At 63.1% G+C, this 21,581-nt stretch carries 11 protein-coding genes and 1 pseudogene; 8 read left to right on the forward strand and 4 right to left on the reverse strand.

What is annotated here, in order from left to right:
* Positions 1-699 (forward strand): annotated as a pseudogene (locus G455_RS24645) (IS5 family transposase); the annotation flags it as partial.
* Positions 700-765: 66 nt separating this feature from the next.
* On the opposite strand, the gene G455_RS0118685 reads toward G455_RS24645, so the two are convergent.
* The 4 genes from G455_RS0118685 to G455_RS0118700 all read right to left on the reverse strand — a co-directional run bounded on the left by G455_RS0118685 (position 766) and on the right by G455_RS0118700 (position 3,786).
* Entirely contained in the window at positions 766-1,893 is a 1,128-nt protein-coding gene (locus G455_RS0118685; RefSeq protein WP_028095090.1) for a Fic family protein, read from the reverse strand.
* A 120-nt stretch (positions 1,894-2,013) separates the two neighbouring features.
* Positions 2,014-2,253: a hypothetical protein gene (locus tag G455_RS0118690; RefSeq protein WP_028095091.1), complete on the reverse strand. Its 240-nt coding sequence runs from the start codon at positions 2,251-2,253 to the stop codon at positions 2,014-2,016.
* 161 nt (positions 2,254-2,414) lie between these two features.
* Positions 2,415-3,056 carry a hypothetical protein gene (locus tag G455_RS0118695; RefSeq protein WP_028095092.1) on the reverse strand — a complete coding sequence of 214 codons (642 nt, stop codon included), beginning with the start codon at positions 3,054-3,056 and terminating at the stop codon, positions 2,415-2,417.
* Positions 3,057-3,066: 10 nt separating this feature from the next.
* A complete protein-coding gene (locus tag G455_RS0118700) occupies positions 3,067-3,786 on the reverse strand; it encodes a nucleotide-binding protein (protein ID WP_028095093.1) in 720 nt (239 codons plus the stop codon).
* Between the two features lie 552 nt (positions 3,787-4,338).
* On the opposite strand from G455_RS0118700, the gene mobC reads away from it, so the two are divergent.
* From mobC to G455_RS0118735, 7 genes are all read left to right on the forward strand, one after another.
* Positions 4,339-4,926, forward strand: a complete 588-nt coding sequence (gene mobC / locus G455_RS0118705) for a plasmid mobilization relaxosome protein MobC (RefSeq protein WP_028095094.1) — start codon at positions 4,339-4,341, stop codon at positions 4,924-4,926.
* On the forward strand, positions 4,913-7,261 hold the full coding sequence (locus G455_RS0118710) for a relaxase/mobilization nuclease domain-containing protein (protein ID WP_028095095.1): 2,349 nt from the start codon (positions 4,913-4,915) through the stop codon (positions 7,259-7,261). Before mobC ends, G455_RS0118710 begins: the two co-directional genes overlap by 14 nt.
* Positions 7,254-9,230, forward strand: a complete 1,977-nt coding sequence (locus G455_RS0118715; protein ID WP_028095096.1) for a type IV secretory system conjugative DNA transfer family protein — start codon at positions 7,254-7,256, stop codon at positions 9,228-9,230. The genes G455_RS0118710 and G455_RS0118715 overlap by 8 nt, the downstream gene beginning before the upstream one ends.
* 502 nt (positions 9,231-9,732) lie before the next feature.
* Positions 9,733-9,864 (forward strand): hypothetical protein, encoded by a 132-nt coding sequence (locus G455_RS27130; RefSeq protein ID WP_255418378.1) that lies wholly within the window; start codon positions 9,733-9,735, stop codon positions 9,862-9,864.
* Between the two features lie 96 nt (positions 9,865-9,960).
* The gene (locus G455_RS0118725; protein ID WP_051312625.1) at positions 9,961-18,585 is read left to right on the forward strand and encodes a GH36-type glycosyl hydrolase domain-containing protein; all 8,625 of its coding nucleotides are present in this window, start codon (positions 9,961-9,963) and stop codon (positions 18,583-18,585) included.
* A 72-nt stretch (positions 18,586-18,657) separates the two neighbouring features.
* Positions 18,658-19,530, forward strand: a complete 873-nt coding sequence (locus G455_RS0118730) for a transglutaminase family protein (RefSeq protein ID WP_028095098.1) — start codon at positions 18,658-18,660, stop codon at positions 19,528-19,530.
* Between the two features lie 133 nt (positions 19,531-19,663).
* Positions 19,664-21,445 carry an SLC13 family permease gene (locus G455_RS0118735; protein ID WP_028095099.1) on the forward strand — a complete coding sequence of 594 codons (1,782 nt, stop codon included), beginning with the start codon at positions 19,664-19,666 and terminating at the stop codon, positions 21,443-21,445.
* Positions 21,446-21,581: the final 136 nt, after the last annotated feature.

Here is a 21,581-nt window from a genome sequence, read left to right on the forward strand (position 1 = left end):
AGCCTGCTACGGCTGGTCGGCCTGAACTGGACGGTGCCCGACTTCAGCACGCTATCTCGCCGCCAGAAGACCTTGGCCGTGAACATCCCCTACCGCGGCTCCAAGGGGCCGTTGCACCTGCTGATCGACAGCACCGGGATCAAGGTCGAAGGTGAAGGCGAGTGGCACGCACGCAAGCATGGCGGCCCGAAACGGCGCGTCTGGCGCAAGCTCCACCTTGGGATCGATGAAGAAACGTTGGAGATCCGGGCCGTCGAAGTCACCGGGAGCCACATCGGTGATGCGCCCATCCTACCCCACCTTCTCGACCAAATCCCGCAGGACCAGGAAATCGGTAGCGTTACGGCTGATGGCGCCTACGACACGCGCAAATGCCACGATGCGATTGCAGATCGCGGTGCCCATGCCGTCATCCCGCCCCGCAAGAACGCGAAGCCCTGGAAGACGATCACCGCCGGAGCCGTGGCCCGAAATGAGGCCCTGCGCGCGGCGAAATACCTGGGCCGCGCGCTCTGGCGACGATGGAGTGGATAACACCGCCGAAGCCGCGTCGAGACAAAGATGCATTGTATCAAGTTGCTGGGCCAGCGGCTCATGGCACGGGACTTCGACCGACAGGTCGCCGAACTCCAGGTCCGCATCGCCGTCCTGAACGGCTACACCGCGCTCGGAATACCCGTCACGGAAGCTGTGGGATAAGTCCGTCCGGGGAAAGGGGAACCTCGGCCTTAAGCCGATTTGTGCAACAGAGCCCTTCTACGCCAATCATTGTAGCTGGTTCGACGCCCATGGATTCAGGTTCAACCAGTACCTCGTATGGCGTCGCTCACCAGTTCGGCTGAGCGCACCTTTCTCGACTAGATCCTGCAGATCGCGGGTTGCGGTTGCTCGTGAAGTTCGGGTGATCTTGAGATAGTTGTCGGCGCTGAGGCCGCCTTTGAAACCGCCAGGGCCTTCCTGAAACATTCGAGCGATGGCCTTGGCCTGGCGTTCGTTCAAGTGGTCTCTGTGACGATCGTAGAAGTGTGCCTTGCTGATGAAGAAGCCTACGCGGTCGAGTGTTGCCTGTTGGGCCTTCAAGACAACTTCTGCGAACCAGACGAGCCAATCGGTCACGTCGAGCGTTTTTTGATGCTGCTCAAGCTGATCGTAATATCCCTTGCGCTCCTTCTCGATGGTGAAGGCGAGCGAGATGAGGGTCGGCTGGCCAATGTTCTGCGCCAGCGACTTTTCAGCGAGGGCGCGACCCAAGCGGCCGTTGCCGTCTTCGAATGGGTGGATACTCTCGAAATAGAGGTGGCTTAGCCCTGCGCGCGTCAGCGCTGGAAGCGGCTCTGCTCCTCCCGGCCCGGTCTTGTTGAACCAATCCGCGTATCGCTCCATCTCAGGCATGACCCGCTCCGAGGGCGGCGCTTCGAAATGGATCGTGGGGCGGTCAAGGCGGCCGGAAACGATTTGCATCGCCTCGGCGTGTTGTCGGTAGGCCCCGATGGTTTCCAACCGACGGTCATGGGACAGGAGCATCCGATGCCAGCGGTACAATGTCTCATGGGTCAGCGGCTCTGCAAAACTGGAATAGACGTCGACCATCATTTCCGCGACGCCCTGTTCGCGCGGTTTGGCAGGGTAGCTGTCCGGATCGAGGCCCAGATGGCGGCGCAGCGAAGACTGGACACTGAGCCGATCGAGGATTTCACCCTCGATGGCGCTCGTCTGCATCGCTTCCTCGCTGAGCAGTTCGATGCGGAGTTGCGCGCGTTCCGGCTGGCTGACATGATGGACCGCGCCGAGGATTTCTCCGGACGACAGCAGGAACGTCTGCTCAAACGGCTCCAGAGCGGAGGCGTCATACCGGAAATCCGGCCAATCGGGCAGCGTCCAGTTCCAAGCCATGAGTTATAGATATCCTTTCTATAACTCACAGCTAGATCACTTTTGAGGCATAGAAGTCAACTCTATCGCTCAAAGGACCTGCGGGATGGGATGACCCACAAACCGACGCGAGGCCTTGAGCTAGGCCTTTTCAAGGTGCGTCAGATCTTGCTGACGCGGTCTGGGGATCTTTGGATCGACAGGGTTCTGTTCCGGCGCTGGAATGAATGGCTCAAAGCGAACGTCCGCCATGGCGCCGTCGAACCAGGCAGGCTGCACGTCACCATTGTTCCATTGGTAAAGGTAGCCAACCAGATTTTCAGATGTCTTGCAGAGGATGCGCATGATCGGTTCGCCAGTCAGGCGGGGCTTCGTGTTCATAATGCGTTCCTCCTAAATGGACCTCGTAACTCGTCACCACTGAGGTCTGAAATTCTATATGACGCTCATTAGCGCCACGCTCTCCGCAACTGCAAGGCGAGCTTCCGCCGTTGGGCGAAAATCCACCGGCGAAATGCAAGTTATCTTTTCAGATAGGTCTCTTACGGTGTGTGCTGATCATGCGGCGATGCAGCACGAACAGCAATTTCTTCCAAGATTTTGTCGATCTCGCCCCATATGCGTGGTTCCACCTGCCCGCGGATCAGGGCCCATTTACTCAAGACGTCGAGGGGGTCGTGGTCCCGGAGGAGGACACCAAGGCTGGCCGCATCTACTGCCAGAGATGTCCGGGCCTGCCACTGCGTGTTTCGAGTGCGTAGCTCCTCCGCGACTGGGGCGAAGACCGGCGACAGTTGCCAGCCTTTGACTGCACGGCGCAGGGCGGCACGCACCACATGTGCTGGCTCAACACCACAAGTTTCTAGCGCAGCTTCCTGCCGTTCGAGTGCGTTGACCCTGATGTCGATCTTCCTGGTCGGGTTCAAAGCGCGCGCCGATAGGGGAGCTCTCAGGTTGGTATGCGGGTCAGAGCTTTCCGCAGTGACTTGGTGCGGCGCCACGGCACCTTCCGGCGCACGCTCTGACTCGTGCCGATCCGCGTCAACGTCAGTGGCTGGGGTGCCTGTCTTTGTTGCTGTGACCTGTGCCTCATTTTCCTTCCCTGGAATCTCGCGGTCACCCTGTTGCAGGGTGGCGGCGTAGGCTGGGTCGGGCCTGGTGATGGTCGGGATCTTCTTGCGCAATCGACTGTCCTCACGCAGCAAGAATGTTGTTGAGAATGTCCGTCGCCTCCTCAAGCGCCTCGACGACATGACGTACATGTGGACGCATCAGAGGGTTTGGATCGGATTGCTTGTCCAGCGCCAAGGCGTGGAGAAGCCCCTTCTGGTCCATCTCCTTGTAAGTATTCCGCCGCATCATGACGGTCTCAATCACCGGAAAACGGGTGAGCGCTTCTTCAATCAGGGCGGCGTCAGCACGGGTCGTTTTCGGGTCAACCATGTTGAGGACGACGTGGTGGCGCGGAAGGCTGGAGGGGTCGTCAACGCGGGATTTCAGCTTCTCATACCAATCGGTAGTCTGTGCGCCGACATCAAAATCAGACGTTGACAGCATGACGGGCGTCACAATGTGGTCCGCAAGCACCGCAATGCCGTCTGACCATTCGGCACCGACCCCTGCGGTATCGATGAAGATGAAGTCTGCCGTGCCTGCCATGTAGACCTGATCGATCTGATCCTCGACACCCGCCACGCTTTCGACGGTGGCCGAGCAGAGAAGCGGCGAACTCAGCCCACCGGCTTGCGCCCGAGTATGCCAGGCCCCGAGTACCCTCGTGCTGTCCGTGTCGATCAACATCACTCTGCGTCCGGCGGCGATCGCGGCGCTGATCAAGGCGCGCGAAAGCGTCGTTTTTCCACTGCCCCCTTTCCGGGCCATCGCTGCGATCACCACAAGATTTTCGTTCGGCATTCTGATCCTCCGCAAAAATAGTGAATCGCAACGATAATACCCAAATGTCGCTAAACGCATGAGGCGGAGGGGTCAAGCAGAAGTCGGGATGCGACCCGCGTTTGGCATGCAGCGGGCGGCGTTGTGCGATGACCGTGCGACGTCTGCCGTGGCGCCATCAGCATTCGCCGCGGGGCATCACACACCCTCCAAGTGTCGGGATACGCTTGGCGATGCGCTTCGGACAGAATGCAGGTGACGGTTAGCGCGCTCCAGACGACGGGAGGCAGTCTCGCGTATGTCGTTCTGCGGGTGACGCGAGCCGGTTAGCACGCAGCAAAACCCGTCTTGCGGGGTGCAAGAGACGGGGCGCGAAAGACGCGATGCGCGATGCGGAGACCGCATCGCGTGGTGCAATGAGCGCGACGCGCGATCCATTTGACAAAGGACGGAAAATCGCCCCTGCAGGGCGATTTTCTACATTGAGTACAAGCCCTTATGGTCGACTCCACTTGCGTTGGGAGTCGGCGGGCTTGTACGAAGTTGGCAAGAAATAGGAACGTTAACTTCAAAATGCCCCGCCGCCGCAGACTGTCAGTGATCGAACGATCGACCATCTCCCAAGAGCGCCGGAACGGCGTCTCCGCGGTGTCGTTGGCAGCCCGCTACGATGTCAGCCTGAAGACGATCTACAACGTGGTGAACCACTGGGATGAGCGTCAGACAGCGAACGGCAGCCGATCGCGGGTTGTGGGGATCCGGGTCTCGGACGACGACCTGCGCCGGTTCGACGCGGCGCTGTCGCGGCGCGGGATTGCGCACCGCTCGGATGCCATGCGCCGCCTGATGCTGGCGGCCGAAGGTGTTTTCCTGCCCGACGACGAGATGTGTGACGAGTTGCGCAACCTCGGCGCCGCGCTCAACCGGGTCGGCAACAACGTGAACCAGATCGCGCGACGTCTGAACGAGGCCAAGGTGCGGGGCGAGAGACTGTCCTACCCGGCCTCAAGTCACCGTGACGTCCGCGCCCTTGCGGGTCTGGTCTTCGATCTGGCCGACCAGGTCCAGGAGATGTCGCGTGCGCGGCGCAGCGTGCTGGACCTTGAGATCAGCTCTGCCCTGGCGGGCCTCGCCGAGAGGAATGAGAATGGCGCGGAGTGACCGGGTCCGTGGCATCGACCCGGCGCTATTTGACCGCGGCTGGAGCCGAGTTTCGGGATCCTGGCAGGGGCTTTCCAGGGGCGCGCAGATGGTTCGGGCCGCGCGCGGCTATTCGCCAGCGATCTTCAAGGCTATCTCGAAAGGGGGCTGTCACACCGGGGCGCAGCTACGGGCTCAGCTCACATATCTCACAACAAAGTCGACCCATATCCTCGACAGTCGCGGCACCCATGACGGGAAGAAGCAGCTCTCGGAAGCCGAGATCAACCGAGTGGCGCGGCGGTTCGAGAACCAGTGGAACGAGCGCTACAGCCCCAAGCTTGGCCATACGTCGCATCTGCTGATGGCATTCCCGGTTGGGACCAGGGGTGAAGAGGTGCGCGATATCACCCAGGCGGTCTGCGAGAAGTTCTTTCAAGGTGAGGGGTCGCAATTCGACTATATTGCTGCAATACACCAAGATCGCGCGCATCCACATGCGCATATTGTTCTGAACCGCCGCAGCAAGGATGGCGAAATGTTCTTTCTCGGGAAGGATCATCACTTCAACTACGACGCCTTTCGCGAGGCGATGGTCGAGGCGGCCCGGGTTCATGGGATCCGCCTTGAGGCGACGCGTCGTCTGGATCGCGGCGTCACGACCTACCGCGCCGAGATCGATGAAATCTACAAGGCCCGCGACGAGGGCCGTCCCCCAGTCGAGCGCCAGCGAACCGGCGCTGACCTGGCGGCCGCTCTGGAAACCGTCAGGCACAACGCGTTGATCTACCACGGGCTCGCGGCGGAGGCGTCACGCTCGAATTTCGACGACGTGTCCGAGGCGCTCGAGAGGGCCAGCACCATCCTTGCCAGTGGTGGTCAGATTCAATCTGACGGAGCCATCTACATGTCCCAAGACGAAGCAGCGTTCGACACGCTGATCACCGAGTTTTCTCAGAACATTCGCCAGATCGAGGCGGCGATCGACAGGGCGCCGGCGGCCGAGAGGCCGGTGATCGAGCGCAAGCTGACCGACGTTCTGGCCTCGGTCGCGCATTTGAACCCGCTTGGGGATCGCTCCGCCGCCCTGGTCGATGCCCCGTCCCGGGACGGCATCTATGCAATGCCGAACTTAAGTGAAGATCACCTCGCGCGTCTTGACGATGGCGAGGTGGCACCAAAACTGGCCGAGGCGTTGCAAGGCACAGGCATCGATGCCGAGGCTGTGGCCGCGCGCCTGCGGGAGGGGGCAGGCAATGCCGCATTGGAACGCCAGTGGCTGGCACAGGATCTTCAGGCGATTGCCAAAGAAGGTGGCCTCGATCTGGAGAAATCTGCGGACCGGGAAGAAGCGCTCGACCGGCTGGAAGCCGTGCATGTTCGGCTGGGCGATGTTTTGACCGATGTACGCGTCCTGCGCGCGCCAACCGAGGTCGACGAGGTGGATGACGCTGAGGAAGTGCTCGGTGAGCGGTTGGCGGCACCGGGGGGTGATCTCGAGAAGGACGGGCCCGACATTTTTGCCCCATCGGAGCGGCAGGCGTTCAGTGCGCTGGTGGCGCAGTTCCGCCGGACGGATTTCGATCATCCGTTCTCCGACGACCCGTCCGTCCGGCGGGCAGGTGCAGTGGAGGTTGAAGAGGCCCGCGCCGCGTTTGACGCCTACGCGCAGAAATCGCCGCAACATGCCGAACTGGCCTCAATGGCCTGGGAACAGATAACTGACAGTCGAATGCCGCCGCAATACGCGGTATCGGCGCAGGACCGCACGCTGCATGCTGGCGACATGGACCTCGCCTTGCGGGATCCCTCGGATCATCTCGGTCCGATCACCGAAGAGCTCCGCACCCTCGCCCGCTATCGCACGGAGATGCCGGATGATGAATTCGGGCAGGCCGTCCAGGACGAAATCAATCACCTCCGTTCGCTTGGCGCGTCGCGTGCGTACATCAGCGAGCGCAGTTTCGAGATCGAGGACCAAGCGCGACAAGATTACGCCGAGCGCCGGTATCTGGAAGAGACCGCGCCAACCGTCATGGCCTTTGTGCAAAACGCCGACGCCGGGAATCCGATATCCGAGGCAGAGCGACATGACATCGTCCGGCAGGTCAACGAACGGCTAAGCCCCGACGCAATCGACGCACTGCGGGCCGGTAACGCGGACGTCCTGGACAAATTCACCGAGGATCCGCTGCGCCAGCTGGAACTCGCCAAGACCTATCTTCAAAGCAGCGAGGTCACTGCGCATGGCCCGGCCATGGAGCGCGTTCTCGATGCATTGGCGGAAGAACAGATAGAAGCGCAGCGCGCGCGCCACGCTGCGGCAGATGGCGAGAAGGGGATCACCCATGGATAAAGGCAAGATTGCCCTCGGTGTGTTGAGCCTCGTGCTGGTCGGTCTCGCCATGGGCTATGTCGTGGCGACCGGCTTTGTTATGTTCCGCTATGGGCTTTCTCCCACGCGTTTCGACGTCACCCTGCTTGCCCGCGAATATCGGGGTCTGTCCCAGTCTGCGCCGAAGGACTTCCTCTGGGTGAACCTCATCCTTGGCGGCTTCGGCCTAGCATCGCTGATGCTGAGCGTCACGCTCCTGGGGGATGCATTGACCCGCTTCGGGACGACACATTGGCAGACCCGCGGTGAGATGAAGAGGAACGGTTTCTTTGCCAAGCCCGGTGGCGGCTTCCTTCTGGGCAAGCTTGGCTCCCCGAAATCCAAGCGCCCGTTCCTAGTCTCAAAAACCTTCCCCCACGCGCTGATCGTGGCGCCTACAGGCCGCGGCAAGGGCGTGGGGTTCGTGATCCCGAACCTGCTGACCTACAAAGGCTCGGCCGTGGTGCTCGACGTGAAAGGCGAGAACTTTCGCGAGACCTCGCGCTTCCGCGTCAGCATGGGGGACAAGGTTTTCCGCTTCGCGCCGACCGACTGGGACCGACCGACGCATCGCTACAACCCGCTCGCGCGCATCGCGGCCATAACCAACCCCGACCGACAGCAAATGGAGCTGAAACTCACCGCGAAGCTCTTCCTGCAGACCGACAACGAAAAGCTGAGCGGGCTTTTGGCCGGGGGTATCGACCTCTTCGTGGCGGCCGGTATGCTGGCCTTCGAGCGCGGCGTGCCGACCATCGGCGAGATCTATCGCATCACAGCCTCGGGGGGCGACAAGCAGAAGGAATACCTGAAGCGTTCGCAGGAGGTGAAGAACAAGTCGGCCAAACTGATCTTCGAGCGTATGGCATCGACCAACAACGACACCCTCACTTCCTACCTCTCCCTCCTGATGACATCGGGTCTCGACACTTGGGACAACCGCGCGATCGACGCGGCCACCGCGACCTCTGACTTCTCATTCCGGGATATCCGCCGCCGCCCGCATGCGATCTATCTCGTGGTCGAGTCAGAGATGATCCGCCCGCTGGCTCCGCTGATCCGCCTCTTCTTCTCGGACCTGATCGCCTCGCTGCAGGCTCAGGAACCCGGCGATGACGAGCCTTGGCCGGTCATGATCATGCTCGACGAGTTCGACCGGCTCGGCAAAATGCCGATCGTCGCCGAGAGCATCAAGACGCTGCGCTCCTTCGGCGGCAACCTCGCCATCGTCACCCAGACGATCCCCGCGCTGGACGAGATCTATGGTGAGAACACCCGCAGGTCGCTTCAGGGCGGCGCAGGTGTGAAGCTCTACCTCACACCGTCCGAGCAGAAGACCATCGAGGAGTTAAGCCAGGCCGTCGGCAAGACCACCAAGCGCGTGGTGACCCGGTCACGCGCGGTCGGGCGCAATCCGTTTGAGGGGCGCAGCGTTTCGGAGAGGACAGAAGATACCCCGCTTCTGACAGAGGATGAGGCCCGGCGCATGGACCTCGACGAGGTCATCCTCGTGATCGACGCGCAAATGCCGATCCGGGCTAGAAGGGTGAAGTATTTCGAGGACCCGGCGCTCAAGGTGCTGCATGCGAGCCAGTCGGGGAGTTTTCCGTATCCGGACGAGGAAGGTGTGCGGCGGGACCGACAGATGTCTGAGACTCGCGAAACGGTGGAGAGGTTGAAGCAGGAGCTGCAGGAAGTTCGTGAGGCTGCGGGGGCGCGGGAAAATGGTGTAGCGTCGGCGATAGACGAGAAGTCGACAACGGATCCGCAGGATCGGAAGCTCGTATCGACTAGTCGTGCACGTGGCCGATCGGCACGCGCTGCCGCGTCCGGCGGTCGTTCAAGTCAGTTGTCATTCGATCTTGATAGGCTGGGGATCAAGGGGGCGAACAGGACTGAATTGACTGCGGCGGTTCAGACCACAAGGGCAATTATAGCTGAGTACGGGTGATCGTTAGTAAGTCTGCGGCCTGCGCTTCACAGGCAGCTTATTGCTCCAAAATATCCGGCGTGCCGCTCGATTAGTCCGAGTTGATTTGGTTGTGTTGGCGAGAGACCGTTTGGTCTCTCAAGTCAAACCGCCACTAAATTCGTCACTTCAAACCTATGGCCGGATGCGTCAAGAGGACAGTTTTTGATCGCATTTTACCCCGTAGTGGATCATTTCGGCCATCGGTTTCAGATCGAGGCGCTCCTCCTGCGGATGTATCACTGAGGTGCTGGGGTACGACTTCAGACTTGTCTCAGGACCATTCATAGAGACACGTAGCAGAAAGACTCTCCGTTGAACGCTGATCTGGATCAGCATGGAAGCGGCCGACCTCGGCGATACTCCTAAATTGCACCGCTGCGGACCTGCGCGGCCCTCGGAATCCTGGCCCGCGACGCATGCGGTCTTCGCCTCGTCGAGGCGAGAGAATTTTCCACGTACACAAAGCACTTAGGAGAACACCATGGCGAAGGGCAAAAGCCGTCGCGGCCGAGAAGACAAGAAGCCCAAGCAGAAGAAGGCTGAACCGGTTCCGGCGCCCTCCTTCAGCAAGGGCCTGACGATCGACACAAAGCCAAAGGGGAAAAAGGCCTGACCCAACTCTTCTTGTGTGATCGCCTGGGCCTGGCCGCAGAGCGTGCATCCATGCGGCAAGTCGACAGAATTGCCAGCTTGCCGACAGGATTCTAGCATGAGGGCCTGGACGCTACCTCAACTCAACCTCCGCGGCACCCGCACCTCACCCTGGAAGAGCGTCGCGCCGGTGCGCGCGGAGCTTTTCGGTATCGAAAGGCTGGAGCAACACGCCGCCAGCCTGGCCGAGGTGCAGCGTATCTGCGCCTCTTCACCGCGTGTCGCATCACTGCGCCAGCGACTGGACGACAATGCGACGGCTCTGAGGGCCACTCGCAAGGCCTGTCTCTCAGAGTTGGCGTCGGGAAAACCTATTGTCCCCGCCGCCCAATGGCTGGTGGACAATTTTCACAGGGTCGAGGCGCAGGTGCGCGACTGCCGTACGGATTTGCCGCCCAGCTACTACAAGCTTCTGCCGAAACTCGCCCAAGGGCCGTTTCACAGTTATCCACGAGTGTTCGAATTGATCTGGGCCTATGTCGCCCATACGGACAGCCATCTCGACGCCCCCGCACTGTCCCGCTTTCTGCGCGCCTATCAGCAGGTCCGGCCCCTAACAATAGGAGAGCTCTGGGCGGTTCCGATAACGCTCCGCCTCGTCCTTCTGGAAAACCTGCGGCGGCTGGCCGACCAGATCACCTTCGGTCAGAGGATGCGCCTCTCGGCGGATGCCCTTGCGGATCGGCTCCTGGAGGCCGGCCAGACCGGGATCGGGATGCCTGCAGATATTGGCGCGTCCGAGCCACTTTCTGAGATCTTTGCCGCGCAGTTGGCGAAGCGGCTACGTGATTGCGACCCTGTCACAACACCGGCCATCGGCTGGCTGGAGGATCGGCTGGCCAAGCAGGGGTCGAATGTCGACCTGGCGGTCCGGCATGCACAGGAGCGTCAGGGCGCCTCGAACGTCACGGTTCGAAACGTCATCACCAGCCTGCGCACGATCGCTGAGACGGACTGGCCAGAGCTCTTTGAAAGTGTCAGCCTGGTCGATGCGAAGCTGCGGGAGCATCCGGGATTTTCGGCGATGGATTTCGCCAGCCGCAACCTCTATCGCGATGCCCTCGAGGATCTCGCTCGTCACAGTGACTACAGCGAATTGGATCTGGCCGAGCAGGTGCTGGCGACGGCGGTGGCTGCGCCGGAAGCGGATGGCGACTGGATTTCCGAGCCGGAAATCCTGCGGAGAAGCGATCCGGGCTGGCATCTCCTCGCCGAGGGCCGGGAGGCGTTCGAACGCCAGATCGGCTATCGATACAGAGGATGGCATCGCCCGCAGGTTCGACCCGGTCTCGCAGGATACCTTGGCAGCATTCTTTGTGTCACTCTTGGGCTGCTCGCGCTGAGCGCATGGAGTCTGGTGGCTCTTTCCGGCCCATCCGCGTCATGGACCATGCTTGCGCTCTGGCTCCTCGCAGCGGTCATCCCGGCCAGCGCCGTCGCTCAACTTATCGTTGATCGCTTGGTGGCCTGGGCCGTACCTGCCACGGCACTGCCGGGACTGGCGCTTGAGAGCGGCGTGCCGTCTTCGCTGCGCACGCTCGTGGTTGTGCCGACAATGCTGACAAATGGCGCAGAGCTGACCGAACAACTCGAAGGGCTGGAAGTCCATTATCTGTCCGGCGCCCAAGGAGACGTGACTTTTGCAATCCTGACCGACGGGCTGGACGCCCCCGGACAGCACATGCCGGAGGATGCGCCACTTGTCGCGTTGATCGACGTCGAGGTTGCCCGACTGAACCAGGTCTACGGCGCGGGTCCCGCCGGTGCCCGCTTTCTGCACCTGCATCGTGACCGCCGTTACAACGCCGCCGAACAGATTTGGATGGGATGGGAGCGCAAACGCGGCAAGCTGCACGAGCTCAACCGTCTGTTGCGCGGTGCCGATGATACCGACTACCGCACGGCAGAGGGTCATGTGCCAGCCGTGCCTCCTGAGGTGCGCTACGTCCTGACGCTCGATTCCGACACCCGGATGCCGCGTGACGCGGCCTTGCGGCTGATCGGCAAGATGGCGCACCCGCTGAACCAGCCGATCTTCGATACGGCCCGCAGCCGGGTCAGTGCTGGTCACGCCATACTACAGCCGAGGATCACCCCCGCCCTGACACCGGAACGGCACGGCACGGCATTTCAGCGCGCGACCTCGGGTCCGGGCGGGATGGATCCCTATGCTGCAGCTGCGTCGGACGTCTATCAGGATCTCTTCGGCGAGGGCTCCTTTACCGGCAAGGGCATCTACGACGTCGATGTCTTCCAAGAGGCGATGGCCGGGCGCGTGCCCGAAAACGCCCTTCTCAGCCATGACCTGCTTGAAGGCATCTTCGCCCGGGCCGGGCTCGTCTCGGACGTGGAACTGATCGAGTCCTTCCCCGACCGACAGGACCTCGCCGCGCGGCGCATCCATCGTTGGTGTCGCGGCGACTGGCAACTGCTGCCCTGGCTTGGCCGGGAAGGCGGGCTGGGCGCGCTGGGACGGGTCAAGGTGCTGGACACGCTGCGCCGCTCATTGTTGGCCCCGGCCACGCTTGTCCTGTTGACACTGGGGTGGCTTCTGCCTGGCCCGGCGGCCTTGCTGGCGACGGCTCTGGCGCTGGTCGCCATGAGCCTGCCCGCTTTCCTGCATGCAGCCCTTTCCGCCGTTCCGCATCAGCGCCGCCTTCACATGGGCAACCACCTGCGCCTGATGCAGGAAGACCTGTCGCTTGCCGTGCTGCAAACCGGGCTGGCGGTCAGCTTTCTCGCCGACGCCGCCTGGCGCGCGCTCGATGCCATCGCCCGCACACTCTGGCGATTGACGGTTTCACGGCGGCATCTCCTGGAATGGACCACGGCGGCCTCGGTCTCGGCCGCTCCGCGCCCCGATCTGCGGGGATTTTCCCGTGCCATGGCGCCGGGGATCCTGCTGGGACTGTCGACCACAGGCCTGGCCGGCTTGGCCGCCCCCGGTGCGCTCCCCCTGATCCTGCCCTTTGCAGCCCTCTGGCTTGCCGCGCCGCTCATCGCCTTTCGAGTCAGTCAGCCTTCCCGCGCACAACCCGACGCCGCCCTTACCCCGCAGGACGCCCAGGAATTGCGCCTGATCGCACGCAGGACATGGCACTATTTCGAGACCTTCGTCACGCCAGAAGACAGCCATCTGCCCCCGGACAACTTTCAGGAGCAACCACACGCGACGCTCGCGCACAGAACTTCGCCCACAAATATGGGGCTTTATCTTCTGTCCACTGTCACAGCCTGCGATCTCGGCTGGATCGGCCTGCGTCAGGCGGCCAGCCGGATCGCCGCGACCCTTGGCACGATGCAAGCGCTGCCGCGGGTAAAGGGGCATTTCTACAACTGGTACGACACGCGAGACGGCAGGGTTCTCGACCCGCCCTATGTCTCGTCGGTGGACAGCGGCAATCTGGCCGGCCACCTGATCGCACTGGCCAACGCCTGCGAGGACTGGGCCGCGCATTCCGGCGCGACGCCACGTCAGAGATCTCAGGGGCTGACCGATCTTCTTGACCTGGTGGAGCGTGACGCAGAGCGGTTAATGTCCCCGCTCAGTGACTCCTGCTCCGAGGCGATCGGATCGCTGCGCGATGGCCTGAAACAGGCTGAAGTGAACTGGCCCTTCCTGCAACGCCTGGCGGCTAAGGCCGAACGCGCCACTCCGCCTCCGGCGGCTATGCCCCCCCATGCGCCCCGATGGCTGTCCTTGCTTCGCGACGGCTTGGCCGAAGCCGCGACAGATGCCGCGTCAACTGAGGCCGACCATGCCGCTCTGGCCGCAGAATTGCATCGGCTGGGAGTGCAGGCCCGCGGGCTCGCAGTGGACATGGATTTCGGCTTCCTGCTTGACCCCGAGCGCAAGCTGCTGTCCATCGGCTACTCGGTCCATGAGAGCAGTCTCGATCCGTCCTGCTATGACCTCCTGGCCTCCGAGGCGCGTCTGGCCAGTCTCTTCGCCGTCGCCAAACAGGATCTGCCGCTGCGGCACTGGTTCCGTCTGGGGCGGACGGTCACCGCAACCCGTGGCGGCGCCGTTCTCGTCTCCTGGGCCGGCTCGATGTTCGAATACCTGATGCCTGGGCTGGTGATGCGAGAACCCGAAGGCGGTCAGCTGGGTCACACCTGTCGATTGGTCGTCGAGAGACAGATCGCCTACGGACGGGCGCAAGGCGTCCCTTGGGGCATTTCGGAATCCGGTTTCAACGCGCGGGATGTGGATTTCAACTATCAGTATTCCACCTTCGGTGTGCCGGGGCTTGGGCTCAAGCGCGGACTTGCCGGGGATCTGGTGATCGCGCCCTATGCAACCGGGCTGGCCGCGATGCTGGATCCCGGTGCTGCACGGCGGAACTACGACGACCTGGAGGCCATGGGTGGCCTCGGACTCTGTGGCTTCTATGAAGCCCTCGACTTTACCCCCGACCGTGTGCTGCCGGGTCGCCGCGTTGCCGTGGTGCAAAGCTACATGGCGCATCATCAGGGGATGACCATCGTGGCCATCGCCAACGCCCTGACCGGCGGCCTGATGCGCCAGAGGTTCCACCATGAACCGATGATCCATGCCAGCGAACTGTTGCTCCAGGAACGGCTGCCGCGCGATATCGACCGCGCCTTGCCGCCGCTTGAGGACGCCAGGCCCGGCGGTCCGACGCCGTCCGAAGCGGACCGGGGCCGCCGGATTGCCGGCCCCCCGGGCGGCCCCGCGGTCACTCATCTCATGTCGAATGGACGCTACGCGGTTATGCTGACCGCCACGGGCGGGAGTTACAGCCGCTGGGGCGATATTGCGCTCACCCGCTGGCGCGAGGACGCGACCCGGGATCCGCATGGCGCCATCCTCCACATCCGGAATCTCTCGGACGGCTCTGACCAGAGGTTCGGACCTGGCGCGCCGGATACTGCCGACGCGCAGGACGTGCAGTTCTTCGAGGATCACGCGACTTTCACCGCCCGGACAGGCCAGCTCGAAACGGTGCTGGATGTTCTCGTCTCGGGCGAGGCGGATGCGGAGGTGCGACGCCTGTCGGTGACCAATGGCGGGCGCAAACCCCGGGAACTGGATGTAACCTCCTACGTCGAATTGACGCTGGCGGATCCGGCCTCAGAACTGGCGCACCCGGCCTTCTCGCGGATGTTCGTTCAGACCGAGTTCCTGCCCGAATACGGCGCGTTGATAGCGTGGCGCAGGCGGCGCAGTCCGGAGCAACCGGAAATCTGGGTGGCGCAGTTCTCCGTGGTCGAGGGGACGACCGTCGCGCCGCTGCAATATGACAGTGATCGCAACAGCGCTTTCGGCCGCGATCATGACCAGACCCAGCCGCACTTCATAACCGATCCGGCGCCTCTTGCCGGGACCACTGGCACGGTGTTGGATCCGGTTTTCGCATTGCGCAACCGGCTCCTGATCGCGCCTGGGCGCACCGCACGGATCCTGGTCTGGATGGTGGCTGCCGACAGCCGCGAAGCGCTGATGGATCTGATCGACCGGCACCACGACCGCAGCGCCTATGACCGCGCACGGACCCTGGCCTGGACCCAGGCTCAGGTGCAACTGCGCCATCTAGGCATCTCGCCGACCGAAGCCGCCGACTTCCAACGCCTCGCCGCCCCTGTCCTCTATCATGATCGCCGTTTCCGCCTGCCGTCTGCCCCCTTGGTACGGGGCGCCGGACGTCAATCCGGCCTTTGGCGGCTCGCGATTTCCGGCGACTTGCCGATCGTAGTGCTGCGCATCGACGATCCCGCCGATATCGGACAGGTTCGTGCCTTGCTACAGGCCCATGAGTACTGGCTGGGAAGGCAGCTTGGGGTCGATCTGGTGATCCTCAACGAGCACCCTGCCTCCTATGTCAAGGATCTGCAGACCGCCATCGACATCGCCTTGCGCAGCAGCCATTCCCGTCCCGGCGACGACACGCGACCGGCTTGGGGCGCCGTGTTTGCGCTGCGCTCCGACCTGATCGCACCAGATACGCGGGCGCTTCTCCTGGCTGCAGCGCGGGTTGTGATGCTGGCCCGGCGCGGCATGATCGGCGAACAGCTCGACGCCCTTCTTGCCGATCCTGTTACGGCTGACACCATGATCGCAGACACGCGACAGATTGGCCCCGCCCCGCAACCCGCCAATGCGCTCCGACTGCGCGCAAACAGACGTGACAGAACCGCCCCGCAGCGGGACGAGGCCAGGCCGCTATCCGACCGCCCGGACCTCGAGTTCTACAATGGCATAGGCGGGTTCGACCGGGAGGGACGAGAATATGTCATCCGCCTTGGCCCACCGGACACTACGCCTGCCCCATGGATCAACGTGATCGCCAATCCGGACTTCGGATTCCAGGTGTCGGCAAGCGGCAGCGGTTTTACCTGGGCCGAGAACAGCCGCGACAACCAGCTAACGCCTTGGTCCAATGATGCTGTGGCAGACCCTCCGGGCGAGGCAATCTATATCCGAGACGACGACAGCGGCGTGTTGTTTTCACCGACTGCGCGCCCTCTGCCGCTTTCTGCAGGGGCCGGTCCGCACATCGTGCGCCACGGCTTCGGCTACAGCCGGTTCGAGCATCAGGCGAATGGCATCGACTGCGAATTGGTACAGTTCGTGCCGCGCGCCGATCCGGTCAGGGTCTCGCGGCTGTTCCTGCGCAATACAGGGACGCAGCCCCGGAGGTTGAGCGTCGTCACCTATAGCGAACCCGTCATGGGTCAATCGCGCGCCGCCTCGGCCCCGTTCCTCGTGACCTCGCACGAGCCGGAAACTGGCGCGCTTCTGGTCCAGAATCCATGGAACACTACCTTTCCCGGCCGGGTGATGTTCGCGGCGCTCAACGCGCCTTCCGGTCCGGCCGAGGCCTGGACAGGAGATCGCACCGAATTTCTGGGCTCGGGCGGCAGCCATGCCGATCCCGCCGCACTACGCCGGGGCGCCGTCATGTCGGGGCGGGTCGGAGCGGGGCTCGATCCCTGCCTCGCGATGATGAAGACCCTGACCTTGGCCCCTGGCGAGAGCATTGAGCTCGTCCATCTTCTCGGCCAATGCGCAGACGCGGCGGCGGTCGTCCCGCTTCTGAAAAGGCTGCGGTCCGCCGACATGCAGGCCGAACTGGCCGCGGTACAGACCTATTGGGACGACACGCTGGGCGATCTCCGGATCGAGACGCCGGACCGGGCGATGGATATCATGGTCAACGGCTGGCTGCCCTATCAGGCGCTCGCCTGCCGGATCGAGGCGCGCGCGGCCTTCTACCAGGCCAGCGGCGCCTACGGGTTCCGCGACCAGCTGCAGGACAACATGGCCTTCATGCTGACGCGCCCCGACCGCACCCGCGCGCATCTGCTGCGGGTCGCCGCCCGCCAGTTCCCGGAAGGCGACGTGCAGCACTGGTGGCTGCCGCATTCCGGCCAGGGGGTACGGACGCGCATTTCCGACGATTGCGTTTGGCTCGGCCATGCTGTCGCCGCCTATGTGACGAGTACGGGCGACAGGGCGATACTGGACGAACAGGTGCCCTTCCTCGAAGGGCATCGCCTCGGAGAGACCGAGCACGACGCGTTCTTCCTGCCCGACGATGCGGGCCACGGTGCGGCGCTGTTCGATCATTGCGCCCTGGGGCTGGACCGCGCACTCAGCCTGACCGGGGAGCACGGTCTGCCGCTGATCGGCAGCGGCGACTGGAACGACGGGATGAACCGCGTCGGCGCCGCCGGCCGCGGCGAAAGCGTCTGGCTGGGCTGGCTGCTGCTGCAGACGCTCGGCGCCTTCGTGCCGCTTGCGGAAGAGCGCGATCCGGCCCGGGCACGGCGCTGGCTCGAGCAGGCCGAAACGCTGCGCCTCTCCATGGAGACCCATACCTGGGATGGGGACTGGTACCGCCGCGCGACCTTCGATGACGGAACATGGCTGGGAGCGGCCGGCTCCCCGGCCTGTTGCATCGACTCGATCCCGCAAAGCTGGGCGGTGTTGTCCGGACAGGCAGATCGCGACCGCGCGCGGCGCGCGATGGAGTCCGTCGACAGCCTTCTGGTCGATCGCGAAAACGATCTGGCGCGGCTGTTCACGCCGCCCTTCGGGATCGGTCCCGACTCGGGCTCGCAGGATCCGGGCTACATCGCCGGCTATCCGCCGGGGCTGCGCGAGAATGGCGGGCAATACAGCCATGCCGCGATGTGGGCCATTCTGGCCTGGGCGCGACTGGGGGATGGAGCGCGCGCTGCGGAGCTCTTCGCGATGCTCAATCCGATCAATCACGCCCGGTCGCCTGAGGACGTACAGCGCTACAGGACGGAACCTTATGCGGTCGCCGCCGATGTCTATTCCGTTGCCCCGCATATCGGACGCGGCGGCTGGAGCTGGTACACGGGCGCGGCCGCCTGGATGCACCGTGCGGCCATCGAAGGCATCCTCGGCGTGACCCGGGACGGAGACCGTCTGCGGATCGCCCCCACCATGCCACCCGACTGGCCGGGATTTTCCATGATGCTGAGGGTGGCGGGCACGTCGTGCAGGATCCGGATCGAGAGAGCGGATCATCCGAGAGCCACGCTGGATGGCCACCCCATCACGGCCGGGCCGGTGGTGTTCCTGCCCCTCGACGGCGGGTCTCACGACCTGAACCTGACTCTCGGCCCCCTTGTGTCGACCGAGACGTCAGCCGAAATCGACAGTTCTGTGCTCCCGATCCCGCCGGATTGACCGCCCGTCCAACCGTCGCCACTCAATCGACCCGACGCCGGGTGACCGCATTGCAGCCGAAAGGCACCTAACGTGACCACGCTGACGACCTATCACAAGACCGAATACCGCTACGGCGAACCCGTTCTGCTTGGACCTCATCGGATGATGCTGCGCCCGCGCGAAGCCCGGGACCTGCGGCTGGTGTCGCATGAGATCACCCTCACGCCCCATGCCGATATCACCTGGGCCCATGACGTTGCGGGCAATGCGGTCGCCACGGCACAGTTTAATCAGCCGAGCGACCATCTGATCATCGAAAGCCGTGCCACGGTCGATCTGACCGCCGCGGTCTGGCCGGTATTCGCCATAGCGGCGGAGGCAATCAGTTTTCCCTTCCTTTATTCAGGCGACGATTGGGCCGACCTCGGCGCCCTGACGGCACCACAATATCCCGACCCTGACGGCAAGTTTTCCAGCTGGGTCGAGGCCTTCATCCTTAAGCGCCCCACGGATACGTTGTCTCTGCTCAAGGATATCGCCAACGGGGTGTCGACGCAGATCGCATATCAGGGGCGAGAGATGGAAGGGACACAGTCGCCGCTGGAAACACTTTCCCGCGGTTGGGGCTCATGCCGTGACTTTGCGGTGTTGTTTGCCGAAGCCGCGCGCATGCTCAGCTTCGGGGCCCGCATCGTTTCCGGCTACCTCTTTGATCCCGAAACGCGCCTTGTCGGGTCCGAAGGGGCGGGTTCTACCCATGCCTGGGCCGAAGTGTTCGTTCCCGGTGCCGGGTGGGTCGCGTTCGACCCTACAAACCGGAGCGTCGGATCAAAGAACCTCATTCCCGTGGCGGTCGCCCGTGGCATTCATCAGGTCGTCCCGGTCACCGGGAGCTTCACGGGGCGGGGAAACACCCAGCGATGCATGACCGTCGAGGTGCACCACGCGGTCATCGAATACTGATCACCGCGACCCCGGTCCGCGGCGACCGATCGAGGAGGGCCCTGCGCCAGCCTTCGAGGCAGAGCGAGAACGAAAGACCACATATTGCACGACGTCAGGACCTCTCCGCCGTCAATGCACTGGAGACCCCGGAATGACACACCTGTACCCCTTTGAGCCTTATCTTGCGCTCGCGCTTCTTCTGGTTCTCTTCGCGGGCTTCCTCTACGAGCGGTTCGCCCCCGAGGTGACGGCCGCAGCGGTCGCTGCGTTGTTTGTCGTTTTTGGACTGGTGCCGCAAGACACTGTTCTATCGGTTTTTTCAAATCCCGCACCGATCACCATCGCCGCGATGTTTATCCTCAGCGGCGCCCTCGTCCGCACCGGGTTGCTCGATGCGTTGGCAAACCGGGTCGTCGTCGCCGCCGGCCAGCGCCCCATTGCGGCTACCGGCGTGTTTCTGGCTTCGACCCTCGTGGCCTCGGCGCTCATGAACAACACACCTGTCGTCCTCGTGCTGATCCCGGTCGCCATAAGACTGGCCCAAAGCCTCGGCCTCGCAGCGACGCGTCTGTTGATCCCGCTCTCTTACATGGCGGTGCTCGGCGGGACCTGCACGCTGATCGGAACCTCGACCAATCTGCTGGTCGATGGCGTTGCCAGAGAGATCGGGCTGGCGCCCTTCTCAATTCTGGAAATCACACCGGTCGGTCTGGTGGCCGCGGCCACCGGCGGATTGACCCTGCTGCTACTCGGACCGCTCCTGCTTCCCAACCGCAAGGATCAGACGGATCTGGGTGCGGCAGGTGAGGCGGATTTCCTGACCGAGTTGCGTCCAAAGGATGATTTCTGGGGACTGGGCCACTCCTTGGGAGACATCGATGATCTGACCCGTCCGGGTGTGACTGTGGTCGGAATACGTTCCGGTGCAGAGGTTAGACGTGACGACGTGCTCGATCACATCCTTGCCGCTGGTGACCGGCTGATCGCAGTTATCCGCACCTCCGAACTTCTGACCTTGAGAAACCGGAAAGGATGGGATGTCGGACTGCGTCAGGGACCGACAGCCAGGGAAAACTCAGAAACCACAGTCGCAGAGGCGATCGTCACGCTCTCGCATCGCAGCCGCGGTGTACGGATCGCGCAACTGACCATCGGGTTCAGGTATGGCATGCGTGTCCTGGGCGCACATCGCCATGGGGAAAGCCTTGGCCCCGACCTCTCGACCACGCTCCTCAGACCAGCGGACAAACTGCTACTGGAGGGAACCGACGAAAGCTACGACCGCCTGATCGAGGCGGGGGACCTGGCTGGCGTCACGATGGCCGGAGGGCGCCCCTTTCGACGCGGCAAGGCCCCGCTTGCGCTTGCGGCACTGTTTGCAGTGGTGGCCCTGGCCGCCATCGGTGTGGCGGACATCAGCCTTGTCTCCCTCGTCGCCGTGGCCTTCATCCTCATCCTGCGCTGCATCGACAACGATGAGGCCTGGAGTTCCATCGACGCGGGCGTGCTCGTTCTGATCTTCTCGATGCTGGTGGTTGGTGCGGGGCTGCAGCACTCGGGCGCGATTGCCTTGATCGTCGGTGCCATTGCCCCGCCGCTTGCGGACATGCCCCCGATCATCGCCCTGGCCGCGGTCTATCTGCTCGCTTCGACCTTGACGGAGGCGGTCACCAACAGTGCGGTCGCGGTCGTCGTGACCCCTCTGGCGATCGGACTGGCGGACCAGATCGGGGTTGATCCACGCCCCTTCGTTGTCGCAGTCATGTTCGGAGCGAGCGCAAGCTTCGCGACCCCGATCGGCTATCAGACCAACACACTGGTCTATGGTGCGGGCAACTACAAGTTCACGGACTTCATCAAGATCGGTCTTCCAATGAACATCATCGTAGGGGCCGCCGCAGTTCTGACAATTCCGGTGTTCTTTCCCTTCTAAAACAGCCGCTGAATGGCCTGCTCCTGGATTCCTAGACAGCAGGGCAGGAAGCCGAGATGAACCTGGAACCCGACGCCGCCAAACACGCGTTTGAGTGGCATTCCGGCGTCTGTCGCGACCTCCTGAGACGCTTGCT

It is taken from the genome of Pseudodonghicola xiamenensis DSM 18339 (assembly GCF_000429365.1).
GTDB classification, from domain to species: Bacteria; Pseudomonadota; Alphaproteobacteria; order Rhodobacterales; family Rhodobacteraceae; genus Pseudodonghicola; species Pseudodonghicola xiamenensis.

What these genes read in the sequence shown, in the direction of transcription:
- G455_RS0118685 (WP_028095090.1), bottom strand. Translation starts at nt 1,893, where the DNA reads ATGGCTTGGAACTGGACGCTGCCCGATTGGCCGGATTTCCGGTATGAC.
- G455_RS0118690 (WP_028095091.1), bottom strand. Translation starts at nt 2,253, where the DNA reads ATGAACACGAAGCCCCGCCTGACTGGCGAACCGATCATGCGCATCCTC.
- G455_RS0118700 (WP_028095093.1), bottom strand. Translation starts at nt 3,786, where the DNA reads ATGCCGAACGAAAATCTTGTGGTGATCGCAGCGATGGCCCGGAAAGGG.
- mobC (WP_028095094.1), top strand. Translation starts at nt 4,339, where the DNA reads ATGCCCCGCCGCCGCAGACTGTCAGTGATCGAACGATCGACCATCTCC.
- G455_RS0118710 (WP_028095095.1), top strand. Translation starts at nt 4,913, where the DNA reads ATGGCGCGGAGTGACCGGGTCCGTGGCATCGACCCGGCGCTATTTGAC.
- G455_RS0118715 (WP_028095096.1), top strand. Translation starts at nt 7,254, where the DNA reads ATGGATAAAGGCAAGATTGCCCTCGGTGTGTTGAGCCTCGTGCTGGTC.
- G455_RS27130 (WP_255418378.1), top strand. Translation starts at nt 9,733, where the DNA reads ATGGCGAAGGGCAAAAGCCGTCGCGGCCGAGAAGACAAGAAGCCCAAG.
- G455_RS0118725 (WP_051312625.1), top strand. Translation starts at nt 9,961, where the DNA reads ATGAGGGCCTGGACGCTACCTCAACTCAACCTCCGCGGCACCCGCACC.
- G455_RS0118735 (WP_028095099.1), top strand. Translation starts at nt 19,664, where the DNA reads ATGACACACCTGTACCCCTTTGAGCCTTATCTTGCGCTCGCGCTTCTT.